The organism is Herbidospora sp. RD11066 (assembly GCF_054661255.1).
Genome location: NZ_BAAGDO010000001.1, coordinates 180,276 through 197,014, shown reverse-complemented (window position 1 = coordinate 197,014; position 16,739 = coordinate 180,276). Strand labels below are relative to the sequence as shown.

Genomic DNA, 16,739 nt, shown 5'->3' with positions numbered 1-16,739 from the left:
AGTGGTGGCAACCGCACATCCCCCCACACCGGATCGAAGCGGGACGAGCACGTTACTCGGGCTGGCCGTGGTCGTCGCGGGGCTCGCCCTGGCCATGACCGGCGTGCTGCCCTGGGCGGGCGTCAGCGCCACGATCGGGGTCGTCAACGCCGACCTGACCACCGTCCACGGCATCGAAGACGGCGCCGGCTGGTGGGTGATGGGGGCGGGCGTCGCCGCCGCAGGGCTCGGCGCGCTGGGCATCAAACGCAGCCGCCTCATCACCGGCATGGCCATCCTGCCGGGCGCGATCGCGGCCTTCTCGCTGGCGATGTTCCTGACCAGACCCCCTGGGTTCGACCGGCTCACGATGGCCATCCCTGGCCTCGTTCGGGTCGAACCCACGATCTCCTTCGGCTGGTTCGCCGGGCTGGGCGCCTCGGTCGTGGTCGCCTCGCTGGCCTGCCTCGCGCTCGCCGGGCGCAAGGTCATGGGCCCGCCCGATCAGTCGTAGAAGCCGAGCCGCCGCAGCTGCTTCGGGTCGCGCTGCCACTCCTTGGCGACCGACACCCGCAGGTCGAGGTAGACGCGGCTGCCGAGCAGCGCCTCGATCTGGTGGCGGGCCCTGCTCCCCACGTCTTTCAGCCGGCTGCCCTTGGGACCGATGACGATGGCCTTCTGGGAGTCGCGCTCGACGAACATGTGGGCGTATACATCGAGCAGGTCGTCGCGACCCTCGCGGGGGCCCATCTCGTCGACCACCACGGCGATCGAGTGGGGCAGTTCGTCGCGGACGCCCTCGAGTGCCGCTTCGCGGATCAGCTCGGCGACCAGCGTCTGCTCGGGTTCGTCGGTGAGCACGCCGTCGACGTAGAGCGGCGGCGACTCGGGCAGCCGGGCGGTCAGCAGGTCGGCCAGCACGTCGAGCTGGTCGTCGCCGACCGCCGACACGGGCACGATCTCGGCGAACTCGGCCAGCTCGGACACCGCGAGCAGCTGCTTGGCGACCTGCTCGCGCGAGGCCAGGTCACACTTGGTGACCACGGCGACCACCGGCGTCTTCTTGACCGCCGCGAGCTTCTCGGCGATGAACCGGTCGCCCTTGCCGATGGGCTCGTTGGCCGGGACGCAGAACCCGAGCACGTCGACCTCGGTCAGCGTGGCCAGCACCAGGCTGTCGAGCCGCTCCCCCAGGAGGGTGCGCGGCCGGTGCAGACCGGGGGTGTCGACGATCACGAGCTGCGCGTCGGGCCGGTGGACGATGCCGCGGATCACCCGGCGGGTGGTCTGCGGCTTGGAGGAGGTGATGGCCACCTTGGTGCCGACCAGGGCGTTCATCAAGGTCGACTTGCCCACGTTGGGCCGCCCCACGAACGCGGCGAACCCCGCGCGGAACTCAGACCCCCGCCGATCAGACATAGCGACCTTTCAATGAACCGTCGGCACCCGCGTGGAAGATGATCGCGTTGCCCATGTCCTCCACCGCGCCCAGGTCTTCCTGGGACGGCTCCTCGGCGTCGTTGACCAGCGCGGCGGCCTCCAAGCCCTCGGCTCCGCTCGACACCGCCATCGCCACCGCGACCTGCACGGCGGTCAGCCGCAGCGAGGGGAGGTTCACGTCGGTGGCGACGTAGGTCCGGCCGGTCTCGTCTCGAACGGCGGCGCCTTCTGCGGTGCCGTTCCTGGCCCTGGCCGACCGGGCCAGGGTGAGGATCTTTTCGTCTTCAGGGTCGAGCGTCACAGGTCAAGGGTAGCGACCTTGCGGGACACCAATCGGGCCAGTTCCTCGGTGGTGCGGGCATCGGGGCCGCTCATGCCGGCGTTCACCAGCCCGATCACGGCCGGGCCCTTGCGGGCCACGATCAGATGCATCTCGTACGGATAGCCGCCCACCCGCCCCACCAGCCGCCGCGCGATGCCCCCGCCCTCAAGGATCTTCTCCGACACCGCGAGCGGCGCCACGGTGAGCCGGTTGACCTCACCGGCGGTCTGGTCGCGGACGGTGGTGCACTTGCGCGACGCCTTGACCAGGGCGTCCATCTCGGTGGCGGCCTCGCGGGAGCCGTACAGGGCAAGGGAGACGGCGGCCGTCTGGCCGACGCCCTCGCCCAGATAGGTCGCGGCGGCGGTGGCGGTCAGCCCCTTCTTGGCCGGACGGCCGGACACCAGGTTGAACAGGCGGCGGCACTCCTGGACGACCGGTTTGAACGGCTGCTCCCAGCCGGGACGCGAGCGGGTGGCGAACCCGCGCGGGATCTCGTCGAGATCGGCGAACAGCGCCTTGATCTTGAGCGCCTGCGGGGTGGTGCGGGCGTCGCCCACGGGCGCCGAACCACAGGCGGCCGCCGCGGCGAGCAGGCAACAGGCGATCGTGAGTCTCGCCACGCGCATTGAAGGTCCCCTCGTCGATCTCCCCCGGGCTACATTCCCGGGCGGAAATTCGACAACCATGGGGCCGAAAACATCATTAGGGGGCTCTCGCCGGACGAGAGCCCCCTAATCGATGATCCCCCTCGGATCTTCCGGTGCGCCGCGAACCCCTCCCGGCGCACCGATCGACCCCTTTGTTCGGCGCCCCGAACCCCTCCCGAGCGCCTTGAGAGAAGAATGCACGAGATGACTTGCAAGTCGCTTAAAGAACGCTTGCGGAGAAACTCCACTTCGGATGCAAGACATGACCAAGCAGGTGAGAGCATCCTTGGCACGTGACATCCGCACCAACCCACGGCCGCCGTCTCCTGCTCGAGTACGTCGGCAACGCCCGGCTCATGTCCCTGTCCGCCGTCGGTGACGACGGGGCGCCGGCCCTTCTCCCCCTGCCCTTCCACGCGGCCTTCGGCCCGGATCGGCTCATGTTCATCGCCCACCGCGAGCGGCCACTGGTCGCCGGTCTGGCGGCACGACCGAAAGTGGCCGGCTCGATCATCGCCGCCCCCGGCAGAGGCGTCACGTTCGCCGGGCTGACCAGCGTCGCCGAGTCGCCCGACCCGGTGCGCCTGGCCCCGGGCGAGCAGCTCTACCGGATCGACGTCACCGAGTGGTTACTCTTCGACGAGAACGCCTACGAGTTCCGCGTGCATCCGCTCAGGAGTTAGTGCCTCGCCACCGCGTCGTCGTCGACCCGCCGGACCACCACCGTGCTGATCCGGTTGCGGCGACCGGCCAGTTCGTCGGCGGTGAGCCGCAACCCGGCCACCGTCGCCTCGGAACCCGCGATCGGCACCCGCCCGAGCGACTGGGCCAGCAGGCCGCCCACCGTGTCGACGTCCTCCGACTCGATCTCGGTGCCGAACAGCTCCTCGAGCTCCCACACCGCCAGTCGCGCGGTGACCCGGACCGCGCCGTCGTCGAGGTGCTCGACCCGGGGGGCCTCCTGGTCGTATTCGTCGGCGATCTCACCGACGATCTCCTCAATGACGTCTTCGATCGTGACGAGCCCGGCGGTGCCGCCGTATTCGTCGATCACGACGGCCAGGTGGATCTGCCGGGCCTGCATCTCGCGCAGCAGGTCGTCGATCGGCTTGCTCTCGGGGACGTAGGTCGCCGGGCGCATCAGCTCTTCGACCGCGCCCTCGTCGTCGCCGGTCTCCTGGATGCGCCGGACGATGTCCTTCAGGTAGGCGATGCCGATGACGTCGTCTTCGTTCTCGCCGGTCACCGGGACGCGGGAGAAGCCGCTGCGCAGCGCCAGGGACAGCGCCTGCTCCAGCGACTTGTGGCGTTCGATGAAGACCATGTCGGTGCGCGGCACCATGACCTCGCGCACGAGCGTGTCGCCCAGCTCGAACACCGAGTGGATCATCTCCCGTTCGTCGGGTTCGATCACCCGCCGCTCTTCGGCCAGGTCGACCAGGTCGCGCAGCTCGGCCTCGGAGGTGAACGGCCCCTCGCGGAACCCCTTGCCGGGGGTGACCGCGTTGCCGAGCAGGATCAGCAGCGTCGGCAGCGGGCCGAGGATCCGGGTCAGCCCGTAGACGACGGGCGCCACGGCCAGCGCGATCGGCTCGGCGTGCTGCCGGCCGAGGGTGCGCGGGGAGACGCCGACGATGACGTAGGCGATGACGATCATGGCCCCGGCCGCCGCCGCGTAGGCCTGGCCCGTGTCGCCCAGCCAGTCGATGAACAGCAGCGTCGCGATGACGGTCGCGCCGAGTTCGCAGCTCATCCGCAGCAGGAGCAGCAGGTTCAGGTAGCGAGGAGGGTCGGCCACGATGGCCTGGAGGCGGATCGCGCCACGGCGTCCGTCTTTGACGAACTCCTCGGCGCGCACGCGGGAGATTCGGGTGAGCGCGGTCTCCGCGCTCGCGAGCAGGCCGCCGCCGATGATGAGGGCGACGGCCGAGATCAACCAGCCGTTACTCATGGTCCTTAGGGGGCTGTTTTACGCCACGACTCGAGCAGCTCACCCTGGAGGCCGAACATCTCGGCGTGCTCCTCCGGCTCGGCGTGGTCGTAGCCCAGTAGATGGAGGATGCCGTGGGTGCACAGCAGATCGAGTTCGTCTTGGGTGGAGTGACCCGCCTCGGCGGCCTGGCGGGCCGCGACGGTCGGGCACAGCACCACGTCGCCCAGCAGCGCCGGGTCGGGTGAGGCGTCGTCGTTGCGGCCCTGGCCGGGGCGCAGTTCGTCCATCGGGAAGGCCAGGACGTCGGTGGGGCCGGGCTCGCCCATCCACTGTTCGTGGAGGGCGGTCATCGCGGCCTCGTCGACGACCAGGATCGACAGCTCCGCGAGGGAGTTGATGCCCATCTGGCCCAGGACGTGGGCGGCGAGGGCGACGAGACGGTTCTCGTCGACCTCGGCGCCCGATTCGTTGTTGACCTCGATCGTCATCGTCGCCCCCTGGGCCGGTTGCCGTTGGCCCGCGGGTCGGACGCGACCGCGGCGTCGTAGCGCCCGTAGGCGTCGACGATCTGGCCCACCAGCTTGTGGCGGACGACGTCGGCGCTGGTCAGGCGGCTGAAGTGGATGTCGTCGATGCCGTCGAGGATCCCCTGGACCACCTTGAGGCCGCTGTCGGTGCCGCCGGGCAGGTCGATCTGGGTGACGTCACCGGTGACCACGATCTTGGAGTTGAAGCCAAGGCGGGTCAGGAACATCTTCATCTGCTCGGGCGAGGTGTTCTGGGCCTCGTCGAGGATGATGAAGGCGTCGTTGAGGGTGCGGCCGCGCATGTAGGCCAGCGGAGCGACCTCGATCGTGCCCGCCGCCATCAGGCGCGGGATCGAGTCGGGGTCGATCATGTCGTGGAGGGCGTCGTAGAGCGGCCGCAGATAAGGGTCGATCTTCTCGTAGAGCGTTCCGGGCAGGAAGCCCAGCCGCTCACCGGCCTCCACGGCCGGACGGGTCAGGATGATGCGGTTGACCCGCTTCTCCTGCAGGGCCTTCACGGCCTTGGCCATCGCCAGGTAGGTCTTGCCGGTGCCCGCGGGGCCGATGCCGAAGACGATCGTGTGCTTGTCGATCATGTCGACGTAGTTCTTCTGGTTGACCGTCTTCGGACGGATCGTGCGCCCGCGCGAGGAGATGATGTCGAGCGAGAGCACCTCGGCCGGCCGGCCGTTGCTCTTGCGCAGCATGGAGATGCTGCGCTCGACCGCGTCGGGGGTGAGCTGCGCCCCGGCCCGGACGACCTCGACCAGTTCCTCGAACAGCCGGACGACCAGACCGCTCTCATCGGGGGACCCGGTGATGGTGATCTCGTTGCCCCGCACGTGGATGTCGGCCCGGAAGCTCTTCTCGATGACCCGGAGGAGCTCGTCACGCGAGCCCAGGATGCTGATCATCGCGTGCTCGTCGGGGATCACGACCTTGGCGTGGGTCTTCTGTGTTTCGCGCGTCTCGGACATGGGCGGCCTCGTCGGGCCTGCTCGCCTCCCTATTTCCGCTGTCAATGGTAGCCGTCCGCTACCCCATCTGGAGCGTGAGCGGAGCCCCGCCCAGCACGTGGAGATGGGCGTGGAAGACGCTCTGCCCCGAGTCGGGTCCGCTGTTCAGGATCAGCCGGTAGCCCGATTCGGCGATGCCCTCGGCGACCGCGACCGCCTTCGCCGCGTTGATCACCTCGTTGGCGAGACCAGCCTCCGCCAACTCACCGGCGTCGCGCACATGGTTTTTCGGCACGACCAGAACATGAGTGGGGGCATGGGGGTTGATGTCACGGAAGGCAAGGGTGGTGTCCGTCTCGTGAACGACCGTCGCGGGTATCTCACCGGCCACGATTGCGCAGAACAAGCACTCATTCTTCACGAGGGAAGCCTAGCGTTGCCAATCGGTAATCCCCGGATCGTCCCGGGCAAAGATCTGCCCGGATAGGGTTTATGTGCGACACTGCACCGTCAACCAATCCCTGTGTCGGGCGAGGACACAACTGGGTCATGCCCCCTAATGATTCGGAAGAACGTAAACCCTCTGGCAAGGACGAGCGTCCTACTGATGTGACCACCGAGACCCTCGTGGCCGACAGGTCGCTGGGCACGGTGCCCGTCGGGTGGGATGCCGACGTGGCCGTTACGGCGCTTTACAGCGCCCACTATCGGTCGCTGGTGCGTCTCGCGGTACTGCTGGTCCGGGATGTGGCCAGCGCCGAGGAAGTCGTTCAAGACGCGTTCGTCGCCATCCATGGCGCCTGGCGCAGGCTGCGCGACCCCGACAAGGCACTGGCCTACCTGCGACAGTCGGTCGTCAACCGTTCGCGCTCCGTGCTGCGCCATCGGGCCGTCGTGGAGAAGTACGCCCCCAAGGGCCTCCCCGACGCTCCGAGCGCCGAGAACGGCGCCATCGGCGAGCTTGAGCGCAGCGCGGTGATCGAGGCGCTCCGCGCCCTGCCCCAGCGGCAGCGCGAAGCCCTGGTCCTGCGCTACTACGGCGACCTTTCCGAGGCCGAGATCGCCCACGCCATGGGCATCTCCAAAGGCGCGGTGAAGAGTCACACCGCCAGAGGCATGGCCTCACTACGAGCAGTGCTGGAGAAGTTCTCATGACCATCCCCCCCGACGAACACGGTGACCTCCTCCGCCGTGTGATGCGCGCGGAGGCGGACTCGGTCGTGCCGTCTCCCGACGGACTGGAGATCATCCGTCACCGCATCGAGAACCGCGGGCTCCGCGGTCTCCTGTGGTGGCGCATAGGTGCGTCCGTGGCCGCCGCCGCCCTGGTGGCCGGAATCGTCGTCGTGTCCGTGCCCGAGATACGGGACAACGTGGGCATCATCGAGGTCGTCAACGGAACCGATCAGACTCCTCAGGGAGTGCTTCCTTCGTCCGACTCGACCTTCCAGCCTCCGCCGGCTCCGTCGGAGCCCGGAATCGCGATCACGACCCAAGACCCGACCAAGGCTCCTGAGACACCCGCCCCGGCCACGTCGGTGGCCCCGTCTCAGCCCGCCGTCGTCCCGTCGCCGGAGCCGTCGGCCAACCCGTGCGTCACGCACGAGCCGACGCCCACGCCCGACCCCGGCCAGAACGCCGCGGCCAAGTGCCCGACGGAAGAGGCCAACCCGACCTCGGGAACTGGTCCGAAGCCGAAACCGACCTCGACCAAGACCCCGAACAAGCCGTCTCCGACGCCGTCGGCCGACACTCCCTCCCCGACCCCCACGGGCTGCGGCGACACCTGTGAGACCCCGACCGCCGACCCGACCCCTACGGAGACACCGTCGACGACGGTGGAGGTCTCGACCCCGGCGTCGTGAGTTCGCGTTTTTTAAAGGCGGGCCCCTCGGAACGTGCCAAGCGCACCCGAAGGGGCCCGTTTTCTTTTTCCGGTACGCATTTCGAATGCGAACGGAATCTGAACGGCAAATGTCCAACCGGAATATCCGGACTGAAAGGGCACCCTCGGCTACCAGCGGCCCGTGCGGGCCAGCAGGACCGCCGCCGCCGCGACCCCGGCCGTCGAGGTGCGGAGCACGGTCGGGCCCAGCAGGGCGGGCACCGCGCCGGCCGCGCGGAAGCGGGTGAGCTCGTCGTCGGAGACGCCGCCCTCGGGGCCGACCACCACGACGATGTCGCCCTTCTCGGGCAGCTCCAGCCGCGACAGCGGCTCGGCCGCCTCCTCGTGGAGGACCAGCGCCAGGGCGGCCGATGCGAGCAGCGCCGCCACCTGGTTGGTGGACGCCTGCTCGGTGACCTCGGGCAGATGGAACCGCCGGGCCTGCTTCCCGGCCTCACGCGCCGTCGAGCGCCAGCGGGCCAGCGACTTCGCCGCGCGGTCGCCCTTCCACTGGGTGATCGACCGCGACGCCGACCACGGCACGATCGCGTCGACCCCGGCCTCGGTCATCATCTCGACGGCCAGCTCACCCCGGTCGCCCTTCGGCAACCCCTGCACGACCACCAGACGTGGTGAGGGCGGCGCGATCTCGTACACGCGGAGGACCGTGAGGTCGAGGTGGTCCTTACCGGCCGACTCGACCGTGCACTCGGCCACCCGGCCGGCGCCGTCGGTGACGTCGACGCGCTCACCGGCGGTGATGCGGCGGACGGCCGCCGCGTGACGGCCCTCGGGCCCGTCGAGGATGAGTCGCGGGCCCGGGGAGACCTCGCCCAGGAAGACGGGGACGGTCACTCGGAAACTCCCGAAGCGTGGAAGGGGTCAGGTCACCGGCCGTTGAAAGCGTCTTTCAGCCGTGAGAAAAAACCCTGTTGCCCGGGTGCGAACTTACCCGGCGGGCGCTCCTCGCCTCGGAGCTGGGACAGCTTGCGGAGCAGTTCTTCCTGCTCGGGGTCGAGCTTCATCGGCGTCTCGACGCTCACGTGGATCAGCAGGTCGCCCCGGCCGGTCTCGTTGAGGCGCTGCACGCCCCGCGCGTAGAGGGGGATGACCTGGCCCGACTGGGTGCCCGGCCGGACGTCGATCTGCTCGGCGCCGTCGAGGGTCTCCATGGTGAGGGAGGTGCCCAGGGCGGCCGCCGTCATGGGGATCTGGACGGTGCAGTGGAGGTCGTCGCCGCGGCGCTCGAACGTCGGGTGGGGACGCTCGACGATCTCGAGGAACAGGTCGCCGGGCGGGCCGCCGCCAGGGCCGACCTCGCCCTCACCGGCGAGCTGGATGTGGGTGCCGTCTTCGACGCCCGCGGGGATGCGGACCTTGATGGTCCGGCGGGTGCGGACCCGGCCGTCGCCGGAGCACTCCTGGCAGGGGTGGCGGATGACGCTGCCGAAGCCGCCGCACTGGGGGCACGGCCGCGAGGTCATGACCTGGCCCAGGAACGAGCGGGTCACCTGGGAGACCTCACCCCGGCCGTGGCACATGTCGCAGGTGTCGGGGTGGGTGCCGGCCGCCGCGCCGGAGCCCTGGCAGACCTCGCAGAGGATCGCGGTGTCGACCACGAGCTCGCGGGTGGTGCCGAAGCCCGACTCGGCCAGGTCGAGCTCGACCCGGATCGTCGCGTTGCGCCCTCGCCGCGCCCGCGAACGGGGGCCGCGCGCGGCCGAGGCCGTGCCGAAGAAGGCGTCCATGATGTCGCTGAACGGGAAGCCCGCGCCGAAGCCCGCAGCGCCGCCGCCCGCGCCACCGAAGGGGTCGCCGCCCATGTCGTGCATCTGGCGCTTCTGGGGGTCGGACAGCACCTCGTAGGCCGCGGTGATGTCCTTGAAGCGCTCCTGCGTCGCCGGGTCGGGGTTGACGTCGGGATGCAGCTCACGGGCGAGACGGCGATACGCCTTCTTGATCTCTTCCTGGCTGGCGTCGCGGCGTACGCCGAGGGTGGCGTAATAGTCCTTGGCCACTTATGACCCCGCCAGGATCTGGCCGACATAGCGCGCCACGGCGCGCACCGCACCCATCGTCACCGGATAATCCATTCGCGTCGGGCCCAGCACTCCGAGCCGGGCCAGTTCCTTGTCGCCCGAACCGTATCCGGCGGCCACGATCGAGGTGCCGCGCAGACCGGTGTAGGGGTTCTCCGAGCCGATCCGGACGGTCAGCTCGGACAGATCGTCGGTCTCGCCGAGGAGACGCATCAGGACGACCTGCTCCTCCAGTGCCTCCAGCACATCGCGCAGTCCGACGGTGAAATCGGCGGCGGCGAGGTTGGCGGCCCCGGCGAACACGATCTTCTCTTCATGCCGTTCGACCAGGGTCTCCAGGATCACAGACAGGATCGTGGCGGCCACCGGCCGGTCTTCGGGGGACAGACGTTCGGGCAGTGCGGCCACGGTCTCGGGGACCTTGGCCAGGCCACAGCCGTCGAGCGCCGCGTTGAGCACGGCGCGCAGATGGGACACCCGGTCGTCGGCGATCACTTCGGGCAGGTCGACCACCCGCTGCTCGACCCGGCCGGTGTTGGTGATCAGGACCAGCATCACCCGCGTGTCGGCCAGCGGCACGATCTCCACGTGGCGGACCGTCGATCGGGTCAGCGAGGGATACTGGACGACCGCGACATGCCGGGTCAGCTGCGACAGCAGCCGGACCGTCCGCATGACGATCTCGTCGAGGTCGAGGGTGCCGGCCAGGAAGGTCTCAATGGCCCGCCTTTCGGCACCCGAGAGGGGCTTGACCTGGGACAGCCGGTCGACGAACAACCGGTAGCCCTTGTCGGTCGGAACCCGGCCCGCGCTGGTGTGGGGCTGGTGGATGTAGCCCCCGTCTTCGAGGGCCGCCATGTCGTTGCGGATCGTGGCAGGTGAGACGCCGAGGTTGTGCCGGTCGGCGAGCGCCTTGGAACCCACGGGCTCGTTGGTGGAGACGTAGTCTTCGACGATCGCCCGCAACACCGCCAGCTTCCGGTCGTCAAGCACGGTCTCACCTCCCTGGCACTCTGTGTTCCCGAGTGCCAAGTGTACGGCCACCGCTCCCAGGGTGCGATAACACGGCCCCGGCCCGGTGGAACAAGCCGACTGCAAATGCGCCGCAAGTCGCCTATCCCACAATGTCCCCTATGACCGCTCCTTATGGCCAGAGCCATGGCCAGCAGCCCCACCCTTATTACGGCGCCCCCCAGGCTCCCTACGGCTCCCCTTACGGCGCCCCGCCCCCTCAGGGCCCCATCCGCCCGCGCGTCCTCTGGATCGTTCTGTCGTGGGTGTTCTTCCTCGTCACCATCGTCGTCGGCGGGGTCATCTTCGCCACCGGCGTCAGCTCGACCATCGCCAACATCGGTGAGATCGCCCCGCAGAGTTCCTTCCAGGGCGGCGAGACCGTCAAGGTGAACCTCGACCCGGCCGACAGCCCCGCCATCTGGGCCGCCGCCGGACAGCCGACCGACGTGTCGTGCCAGGTCACCGGCGCCGACGCAAGCCAGAAGATCACCCTGGACAAGGCGGTCGGCAACCAGACCCTTTCCTACAACGGCAACGACTGGGAGATGCTCTTCACGATCGGCGTCCCGGCGGCCGGCGAATACCAGGTCGCCTGCGACGGCGAGGGCGTCACGTTCGGTGTCGGCAAGCAGCTCCTGTCGGCCGTGACCGGCGAGGCCGCGGGTGGTCTGGTGGGCGGCCTGGCCGCGCTGGTCATCCTGCCCGGCATCGGTTTCCTGCTCGCCCTGATCACCACGATCGTGGTGCTGGTGCGGCGCGGCCGGGCCCGGCGCCGGATGGCGGGGATGTACTAACGTTCCCGCCATGTACGAGCGGGACGTGCTCTCCGGAGACTGGCGGCGCCCCAAGAAGGGGACGATCCCGCAGATCCCGGCCGAGCTCGACCTCGTGGTCGAGTGGGCCGACGACGGGTTCTGCGGGGCGGTGGTGGCCTGCGACAAGGAGGCCGTCACCCTGGAAGACCGGTTCGGGCGACGGCGGCTGTTCCCGCTGGAGCCCGCGGCCTTCCTCCTGGAGGGGAAGACGGTCACTCTGGTCCGCCCCCAGGCCGGGCCCCAGGCCCCGAGGCGCAGCGCCTCGGGTTCCATCGCGGTCGAGGGCCTGAAGGCCAGGGTCGCCCAGCAGAGCCGGATCTACGTCGAGGGCGTCCACGACGCCGCGCTCGTGGAGAAGATCTGGGGCCACGACCTCCGGGTGGAGGGCGTGGTCGTCGAATACCTCGAGGGCGTCGACCACCTGCCCGAGATCGTCGCCGAGTTCGCTCCCGAACCCGGCCGCCGTCTCGGCGTGCTGGTCGACCATCTCGTGCCCGGCTCCAAGGAGAGCCGCATCGCCGCCCAGGTGAGCGGCCCCCACGTGCTGGTGGCGGGCCATCCCTATGTGGACGTCTGGCAGGCCGTCAAGCCGTCGGTGCTGGGCATCAGGGCGTGGCCCGACGTGCCGCGCGGGATCCCCTGGAAAGAGGGCGTGATCGCGGCGCTCGGCTGGCGCCTCGAACCCGCCGACGCGTGGCGCCGGATCCTCGGCCGGGTGACCACCTACGCCGACCTGGAGCCCGAACTCCTCGGCCGGGTCGAGGAACTCATCGACTTCGTCACGTCAGATCTCTGACGACCGCGTCGGCCAGCAGCCGCCCCTGGAGGGTGAGGACGGCGCGGCCCTTCTTGAACGCCTCGACGTCGAGCAGCCCCGTCGCCAGGGCCTTGGCCGCGGCGGGCCGGACCTCTTTGGCCAGGTCGTCGAGCGGGTAGCCGTCGCGCAGCCGGAGTTCGAGCATGACCCGCTCCAAGGTGCGCTCTTCGGCGGTGGTGCGTTCGCGGGCGTGGGCCGGTGAGTGGCCCTCGGCGAGGCGGGCGGCGTAGGTCGAGGGGTGCTTGACGTTCCACCAGCGCACGCCGCCGACGTGGCTGTGCGCGCCGGGACCGGCGCCCCACCAGTCGGCGCCCGACCAGTAGAGCAGGTTGTGGCGGCAGCGGGCCTGCTCGCTCGTGGCCCAGTTGGAGACCTCGTACCAGGAGAAACCGGCCTTCTCCAGCAGTTCGTCGGCGATCAGGTAGCGGTCGGCGGCGACGTCGTCGTCGGGCATGGGGACGGTGCCGCGCTTGATCTGGTTGGCCAGGCGGGTGCCGGTCTCGACGATCAGCGAGTAGGCCGACACGTGGTCGGGCCCGGTCGCGATGGCCGCCTCCAGGGAGGCCCGCCAGTCGTCGTCGGTCTCGCCCGGGGTGCCGTAGATCAGGTCGAGGTTGACGTGGGCGAACCCCGCCTCCTTCGCCTCCCGGACGGCCTGCGCGGCCCGGCCCGGGGTGTGGTTGCGCTCCAGCACCCGCAGCACGTGGTCGCGGGCGCTCTGCATGCCGAAGGAGATGCGGTTGAGGCCGCCTTCGCGCAGGATCGCCAGCTCACGGGGGCCGACCGACTCGGGATTGGCCTCGGTGGTGACCTCGGCGTCGTGCTCGATGCCGAACTCCTCGTGGAGGGCCCTGAGGATGCGTACAAGATCGGTGGGGGGCAGCAGCGTCGGGGTGCCGCCACCGAAGAACACGGTCTGGACCGGCAGATCGGCGTCGCCGAGCACCCGGCGCGAGAGCCGGATCTCCTCGATCACGGTGTCGGCGTAAGCGCTTTGTGAGGCCCCGGAGCCTAGCTCCGACGCCGTGTAGGTGTTGAAGTCGCAGTAGCCGCAGCGGGACGCGCAGAAGGGCACGTGCACATAGAAACCGAACGGACGGTCACCCAGTGTGGCGAGCGCGGCGGCCGGAATCTCACCGGACGTGGGGACGGTCTCACCGTCAGGCAACACGGAAGGCATCCGCCCAGTCTGCCCGATGCGGGGAGGTTCATTGACGGGGTCACCGGAGCCGCTTTATGATCCCGGCAAACTTACAGGAAACTTTCCTATAAGAAGTGCCTCCTAGCAGCGGAGACAAGAGTGCCGAGACTACGCACCCCCCTTCTGTTAGCGCTGGTGGCCGGTCTGGTCGCCACCGCCGCGCCCGTTCCGGCCCAGGCCTCCACCGGCAACTCGGGCTACAAGCGCGTCGCCTACTTCATCCAGTGGGGCATCTACGGCCGCAATTACCACGTCAAGGACGTGGACACGAGCGGTGCCGCTTCCAAGATCACCCACATCAACTACGCCTTCGGCTTCGTCAACCAGCAGAGCGAGTGCTACTCGGCCGACCCGTGGGCCGACTGGCAGCGCCCGGTCCCGGCCGAGCAGAGCGTCGACGGCGTGGCCGACGACGGCACCGGCGCCATCGCCGGCAACCTCAACCAGCTCAAGAAGCTGAAGGCCAAGCACCCGAGCCTCAAGGTCCTGATCTCGCTCGGCGGCTGGACCGGCTCGAAGTACTTCTCCGACGCCGTCCTCACCCCCGCGGCCCGCACCAAGCTGGCCGCCTCCTGCATCGACCTCTGGCTGAAGGGCAACCTGCCCGGCGCCGCCCCCGGCGCGGGCGCGGGCGTCTTCGACGGCATCGACCTCGACTGGGAGTGGCCCGGTTCGTCCGGTGAGGTCGGCAACGTCATCCGTCCCGAGGACAAGCAGAACTTCACCCTGTTCCTGGCCGAGCTGCGCAGCCAGATGAACGCCTACAACAAGAAGCACGAGCTCACCGCCTTCCTCCCGGCCGCCGCCGCGAAGATCGACGCCGGCTTCGAGGTCAAGAAGGTCTTCTCCTACCTCGACTTCGCCACCGTCCAGGGCTACGACCTGCACGGCTCGTGGGAGACCGTGACCGGTCACAACGGCAACCTGTTCACCGACCGCAAGGACCCGAACCCGGTCAAGTACAGCGTCGACCAGACCGTCCGCGACTACATCTCGCGCGGCGCCCCCAAGAAGAAGATCGTCGTCGGCGTCCCCGCCTACGGCCAGGGCTGGACCGGCGTGACCGCCGGCGGCAACGGCCTCTGGAAGCCCGCCACGGGCCCCGCCCCCGGCAAGTGGGCCGCCGGTTCCGAGGACTACAAGGACCTCGTGAACAAGCCCGGCAAGCGCCACCGCGACCTGCTGACCGGCGCCCTGTGGCTGTACGACGGCAACGAGTTCTGGTCGTACGACGACCCGATCTCGCTGGTCGAGAAGGCGGCCTACATCCGCCTGAAGGGCCTCGGCGGCTCGATGATGTGGTCGATCGACCAGGACGACAGCAAGGCGTCCCTGACGACCGCGCTGTACAAGGTCCTGCGCTGACCTGAAGACGGGAGCCGGAGCGCACTGGGTCGCGCTCCGGCTCTTTCTCATTTCTCGTGTACGCGGAACTCCACGACGGACATCCCGCCCGAGGCGTGGGTGGCGACATGGCCGAGCCCGGCCCGTTCGCCGAGCACGGCGAGTTCGGTGACGCCGCGCTCCTTGCCGGTCATGTAGACGAGGATCCGCAGGTTCATCCTGGTATTGACCTGGTCGCCGGTGACCTTCTCGATCACGAACACCCGCCCGCCGGGCCCGGCCGCCTCGGCGACCCTGCGCAGAATCTCGATCGAGCGGGCGTCGTCCCAGTCGTGGATGATCGCGGTCAGCAGATAGCCCCCGGCGTCCGCGGGGACGCGCTCGAAGAAGGAGCCTCCAGTGGCGGAGGCCCTGGTTCCGAACCGCGCGAGACGGCGGGCGGCGGTCGCGGCGGTGGCGGGCTGGTCGAAGACCTCGCCGGTGAGCGTGGGGAACCGGTCGAGCAGGGCTTCGAGGAGCGTGCCGTCTCCCCCGCCGACATCGACGACGTGTCCCAGGGAGGCCCAGTCGAAGGCGGCGGCGATGTCCGGGGCGTCGCCGGAGACGTCGAGGCCCATCTGGTGGTCGTAGTCGGCGGCGTGGGTGCGGGCGTCGGTCCAGAAGTCGGCGCCGTAGAGCTTGGGATAAGCGGCCTCCCCCGTTTTGACGCTGTGCGGGAGATGGACGAGGGCCAGATCACCCCGGCCGATCATGGACGCGGGGTCGGCGAAGGCGCGGAAGCCGTCGGGGTGGTCGTCACGGAGCGGCTCGCCGAGTTCGGTCAGGCGGTAGTGGTCGCCGGATCTCTCCAGAACACCGATGTGCACGAGATGCGCGAGCAGCCGGGTGAGGGCGTCGTCGTCGGTGGCGGTGAGCTCTGCCAGTTCGGGGGCGGTACGAGGAGCCTTGGCCAGGTGGTCGGCGAGGCGCAGGTGCGCGGCGGTCCTGATGGCCATCGGGGTGATCAGATCGGCGAGCTCCCAGATTCCGGGCATGGGTCGACCTCTCTTCGTTGGGGGCGAAGGAGGGACGCTACTGGGCGAGCACCCGTTCCGCGATCGAATTCCCGGCCGTAGCTCAGAGTTCGAAGGGCAGCAGAACGAGCGAGTCGACGTGACATGGCCGCACCACGGTGAAGTGGCGCCGGTCCAAGGTGGCGACTGTGGGGATGTTGAGCCGCTCTGCGACCGCGATCACTGACGCATCAGCCGCCCCCAACCGGAGGCTGGCGTACTGATTGACCAAGGCACTCATCCGACGTAGATCATCGTCGACAAGATCAACCATGATCAGCGCATCGGGGAAGGAAGCGAGGAAGTCCGCCTCCGACCTACTCCCCAATTCCTTCTCAACGAGTTGGCACACCTCCACGATCACCGTCGGCGGGACGAGCAGGGGGCCGGGATAGCGTTCAACGAGGTCAGCGCAGACCTTATGGTGCCGATCGTCACGGTTGAAGGCCGCGACCAACGGCCCTGTGTCCACGACAACAGGTCCGGCAGCAAGGACAGTCACAAAGGGTGATTGTCCCCTGACCGAAGGATATCTTCCGACCGTTCGGCAAAATCAGGTCCGGCTTCCATCGTCCCGATCCACGGCAGATGCCGCACTTTGGGCGCATCGGCGAGCTGGTCGCGGACGAGCCGCAGCACAGGTGCGACCTTCTCTTCAGGGAGCGCGTCGACCAGCTCATGAAGTTCATCCCGCATGACGCTCATACCAGGAGTGTATGAGCGTCACCCGGCCGCGTTACCTGTCTTTATCTGTCTTTACCTGTC

The 16,739-nt window shown here is 69.0% G+C and carries 21 protein-coding genes; 7 read left to right on the top strand and 14 right to left on the bottom strand.

Translation table 11 applies throughout. The features are described 5' to 3' along the window. Positions 1 to 4 precede the first annotated feature (4 nt). Complete coding sequence (locus ACYQ78_RS00850; protein ID WP_459798684.1) at positions 5 to 493, top strand: hypothetical protein; 489 nt, start codon at positions 5 to 7, stop codon at positions 491 to 493. Here the strand turns inward: ACYQ78_RS00850 and era are convergent. From era to ACYQ78_RS00835, 3 genes are read right to left on the bottom strand one after another with little or no spacing between them, the layout of a single operon-like run. Further along, positions 484 to 1,398 (bottom strand): GTPase Era, encoded by a 915-nt coding sequence (era, locus tag ACYQ78_RS00845; RefSeq protein WP_459798683.1) that lies wholly within the window; start codon positions 1,396 to 1,398, stop codon positions 484 to 486. The genes ACYQ78_RS00850 and era overlap by 10 nt on opposite strands. After that, positions 1,391 to 1,720, bottom strand: a complete 330-nt coding sequence (locus tag ACYQ78_RS00840; RefSeq protein WP_459798682.1) for a cytidine deaminase — start codon at positions 1,718 to 1,720, stop codon at positions 1,391 to 1,393. The genes era and ACYQ78_RS00840 overlap by 8 nt, the downstream gene beginning before the upstream one ends. Continuing rightward, positions 1,717 to 2,370: a hypothetical protein gene (locus tag ACYQ78_RS00835; protein ID WP_459798681.1), complete on the bottom strand. Its 654-nt coding sequence runs from the start codon at positions 2,368 to 2,370 to the stop codon at positions 1,717 to 1,719. The genes ACYQ78_RS00840 and ACYQ78_RS00835 overlap by 4 nt, the downstream gene beginning before the upstream one ends. A 314-nt stretch (positions 2,371 to 2,684) precedes the next feature. Between ACYQ78_RS00835 and ACYQ78_RS00830 the strand changes: the two genes are divergently transcribed. Next, positions 2,685 to 3,074 (top strand): pyridoxamine 5'-phosphate oxidase family protein, encoded by a 390-nt coding sequence (locus ACYQ78_RS00830; protein ID WP_459798680.1) that lies wholly within the window; start codon positions 2,685 to 2,687, stop codon positions 3,072 to 3,074. Here the strand turns inward: ACYQ78_RS00830 and ACYQ78_RS00825 are convergent. Genes ACYQ78_RS00825 through ACYQ78_RS00810 form a run of 4 tightly spaced genes read right to left on the bottom strand, consistent with a single transcriptional unit; the run spans position 3,071 to position 6,228 of the window. After that, positions 3,071 to 4,342 (bottom strand): hemolysin family protein, encoded by a 1,272-nt coding sequence (locus ACYQ78_RS00825; protein WP_459798679.1) that lies wholly within the window; start codon positions 4,340 to 4,342, stop codon positions 3,071 to 3,073. The two genes, ACYQ78_RS00830 and ACYQ78_RS00825, sit on opposite strands and share 4 nt — an antisense overlap. Positions 4,343 to 4,347: 5 nt before the next feature. After that, positions 4,348 to 4,812, bottom strand: a complete 465-nt coding sequence (ybeY, locus tag ACYQ78_RS00820) for an rRNA maturation RNase YbeY (RefSeq protein ID WP_459798678.1) — start codon at positions 4,810 to 4,812, stop codon at positions 4,348 to 4,350. Then, positions 4,809 to 5,828: a PhoH family protein gene (locus ACYQ78_RS00815; protein ID WP_459798677.1), complete on the bottom strand. Its 1,020-nt coding sequence runs from the start codon at positions 5,826 to 5,828 to the stop codon at positions 4,809 to 4,811. Before ACYQ78_RS00815 ends, ybeY begins: the two co-directional genes overlap by 4 nt. A gap of 58 nt (positions 5,829 to 5,886) precedes the next feature. Further along, positions 5,887 to 6,228: a histidine triad nucleotide-binding protein gene (locus ACYQ78_RS00810; protein ID WP_459798676.1), complete on the bottom strand. Its 342-nt coding sequence runs from the start codon at positions 6,226 to 6,228 to the stop codon at positions 5,887 to 5,889. Between the two features lie 128 nt (positions 6,229 to 6,356). On the opposite strand from ACYQ78_RS00810, the gene ACYQ78_RS00805 reads away from it, so the two are divergent. Next, positions 6,357 to 6,962 carry a SigE family RNA polymerase sigma factor gene (locus ACYQ78_RS00805; protein WP_459798675.1) on the top strand — a complete coding sequence of 202 codons (606 nt, stop codon included), beginning with the start codon at positions 6,357 to 6,359 and terminating at the stop codon, positions 6,960 to 6,962. Further along, positions 6,959 to 7,672 (top strand): hypothetical protein, encoded by a 714-nt coding sequence (locus ACYQ78_RS00800; protein WP_459798674.1) that lies wholly within the window; start codon positions 6,959 to 6,961, stop codon positions 7,670 to 7,672. Before ACYQ78_RS00805 ends, ACYQ78_RS00800 begins: the two co-directional genes overlap by 4 nt. A gap of 149 nt (positions 7,673 to 7,821) precedes the next feature. Here the strand turns inward: ACYQ78_RS00800 and ACYQ78_RS00795 are convergent, their stop codons facing one another. The 3 genes from ACYQ78_RS00795 to hrcA are packed head-to-tail and all read right to left on the bottom strand — an operon-like array spanning position 7,822 to position 10,724. Then, positions 7,822 to 8,547 (bottom strand): 16S rRNA (uracil(1498)-N(3))-methyltransferase, encoded by a 726-nt coding sequence (locus tag ACYQ78_RS00795; RefSeq protein WP_459798673.1) that lies wholly within the window; start codon positions 8,545 to 8,547, stop codon positions 7,822 to 7,824. 32 nt (positions 8,548 to 8,579) lie between these two features. Continuing rightward, complete coding sequence (gene dnaJ / locus ACYQ78_RS00790; protein WP_459798672.1) at positions 8,580 to 9,710, bottom strand: molecular chaperone DnaJ; 1,131 nt, start codon at positions 9,708 to 9,710, stop codon at positions 8,580 to 8,582. Beyond that, positions 9,711 to 10,724 (bottom strand): heat-inducible transcriptional repressor HrcA, encoded by a 1,014-nt coding sequence (gene hrcA / locus ACYQ78_RS00785; RefSeq protein ID WP_459798671.1) that lies wholly within the window; start codon positions 10,722 to 10,724, stop codon positions 9,711 to 9,713. 140 nt (positions 10,725 to 10,864) lie between these two features. Between hrcA and ACYQ78_RS00780 the strand changes: the two genes are divergently transcribed. Beyond that, a complete protein-coding gene (locus ACYQ78_RS00780) occupies positions 10,865 to 11,539 on the top strand; it encodes a hypothetical protein (protein ID WP_459798670.1) in 675 nt (224 codons plus the stop codon). A 10-nt stretch (positions 11,540 to 11,549) separates the two neighbouring features. Further along, on the top strand, positions 11,550 to 12,356 hold the full coding sequence (locus tag ACYQ78_RS00775) for a DUF3097 domain-containing protein (protein ID WP_459798669.1): 807 nt from the start codon (positions 11,550 to 11,552) through the stop codon (positions 12,354 to 12,356). Here the strand turns inward: ACYQ78_RS00775 and hemW are convergent. After that, complete coding sequence (gene hemW, locus ACYQ78_RS00770) at positions 12,340 to 13,557, bottom strand: radical SAM family heme chaperone HemW (protein WP_459798668.1); 1,218 nt, start codon at positions 13,555 to 13,557, stop codon at positions 12,340 to 12,342. The two genes, ACYQ78_RS00775 and hemW, sit on opposite strands and share 17 nt — an antisense overlap. Before the next feature lie 120 nt (positions 13,558 to 13,677). Here hemW and ACYQ78_RS00765 point away from each other — a divergent pair, with 120 nt between their 5' ends. After that, a complete protein-coding gene (locus ACYQ78_RS00765; RefSeq protein WP_459798667.1) occupies positions 13,678 to 14,943 on the top strand; it encodes a glycoside hydrolase family 18 protein in 1,266 nt (421 codons plus the stop codon). Positions 14,944 to 14,990: 47 nt separating this feature from the next. On the opposite strand, the gene ACYQ78_RS00760 is transcribed toward ACYQ78_RS00765, so the two are convergent. The 3 genes from ACYQ78_RS00760 to ACYQ78_RS00750 all read right to left on the bottom strand — a co-directional run bounded on the left by ACYQ78_RS00760 (position 14,991) and on the right by ACYQ78_RS00750 (position 16,679). Beyond that, positions 14,991 to 15,956 carry a methyltransferase gene (locus tag ACYQ78_RS00760; RefSeq protein ID WP_459798666.1) on the bottom strand — a complete coding sequence of 322 codons (966 nt, stop codon included), beginning with the start codon at positions 15,954 to 15,956 and terminating at the stop codon, positions 14,991 to 14,993. Between the two features lie 82 nt (positions 15,957 to 16,038). Further along, positions 16,039 to 16,446: a type II toxin-antitoxin system VapC family toxin gene (locus tag ACYQ78_RS00755; protein ID WP_459798665.1), complete on the bottom strand. Its 408-nt coding sequence runs from the start codon at positions 16,444 to 16,446 to the stop codon at positions 16,039 to 16,041. A 26-nt stretch (positions 16,447 to 16,472) separates the two neighbouring features. Beyond that, positions 16,473 to 16,679: a hypothetical protein gene (locus ACYQ78_RS00750; RefSeq protein WP_459798664.1), complete on the bottom strand. Its 207-nt coding sequence runs from the start codon at positions 16,677 to 16,679 to the stop codon at positions 16,473 to 16,475. Between the last annotated feature and the right edge of the window lie 60 nt (positions 16,680 to 16,739).

What these genes read in the sequence shown, in the direction of transcription:
- era (WP_459798683.1), bottom strand. Translation starts at nt 1,398, where the DNA reads ATGTCTGATCGGCGGGGGTCTGAGTTCCGCGCGGGGTTCGCCGCGTTC.
- ACYQ78_RS00835 (WP_459798681.1), bottom strand. Translation starts at nt 2,370, where the DNA reads ATGCGCGTGGCGAGACTCACGATCGCCTGTTGCCTGCTCGCCGCGGCG.
- ACYQ78_RS00825 (WP_459798679.1), bottom strand. Translation starts at nt 4,342, where the DNA reads ATGAGTAACGGCTGGTTGATCTCGGCCGTCGCCCTCATCATCGGCGGC.
- ybeY (WP_459798678.1), bottom strand. Translation starts at nt 4,812, where the DNA reads ATGACGATCGAGGTCAACAACGAATCGGGCGCCGAGGTCGACGAGAAC.
- ACYQ78_RS00815 (WP_459798677.1), bottom strand. Translation starts at nt 5,828, where the DNA reads ATGTCCGAGACGCGCGAAACACAGAAGACCCACGCCAAGGTCGTGATC.
- ACYQ78_RS00805 (WP_459798675.1), top strand. Translation starts at nt 6,357, where the DNA reads ATGCCCCCTAATGATTCGGAAGAACGTAAACCCTCTGGCAAGGACGAG.
- ACYQ78_RS00800 (WP_459798674.1), top strand. Translation starts at nt 6,959, where the DNA reads ATGACCATCCCCCCCGACGAACACGGTGACCTCCTCCGCCGTGTGATG.
- ACYQ78_RS00780 (WP_459798670.1), top strand. Translation starts at nt 10,865, where the DNA reads ATGACCGCTCCTTATGGCCAGAGCCATGGCCAGCAGCCCCACCCTTAT.
- ACYQ78_RS00775 (WP_459798669.1), top strand. Translation starts at nt 11,550, where the DNA reads ATGTACGAGCGGGACGTGCTCTCCGGAGACTGGCGGCGCCCCAAGAAG.
- hemW (WP_459798668.1), bottom strand. Translation starts at nt 13,557, where the DNA reads ATGCCTTCCGTGTTGCCTGACGGTGAGACCGTCCCCACGTCCGGTGAG.
- ACYQ78_RS00760 (WP_459798666.1), bottom strand. Translation starts at nt 15,956, where the DNA reads ATGCCCGGAATCTGGGAGCTCGCCGATCTGATCACCCCGATGGCCATC.
- ACYQ78_RS00750 (WP_459798664.1), bottom strand. Translation starts at nt 16,679, where the DNA reads ATGAGCGTCATGCGGGATGAACTTCATGAGCTGGTCGACGCGCTCCCT.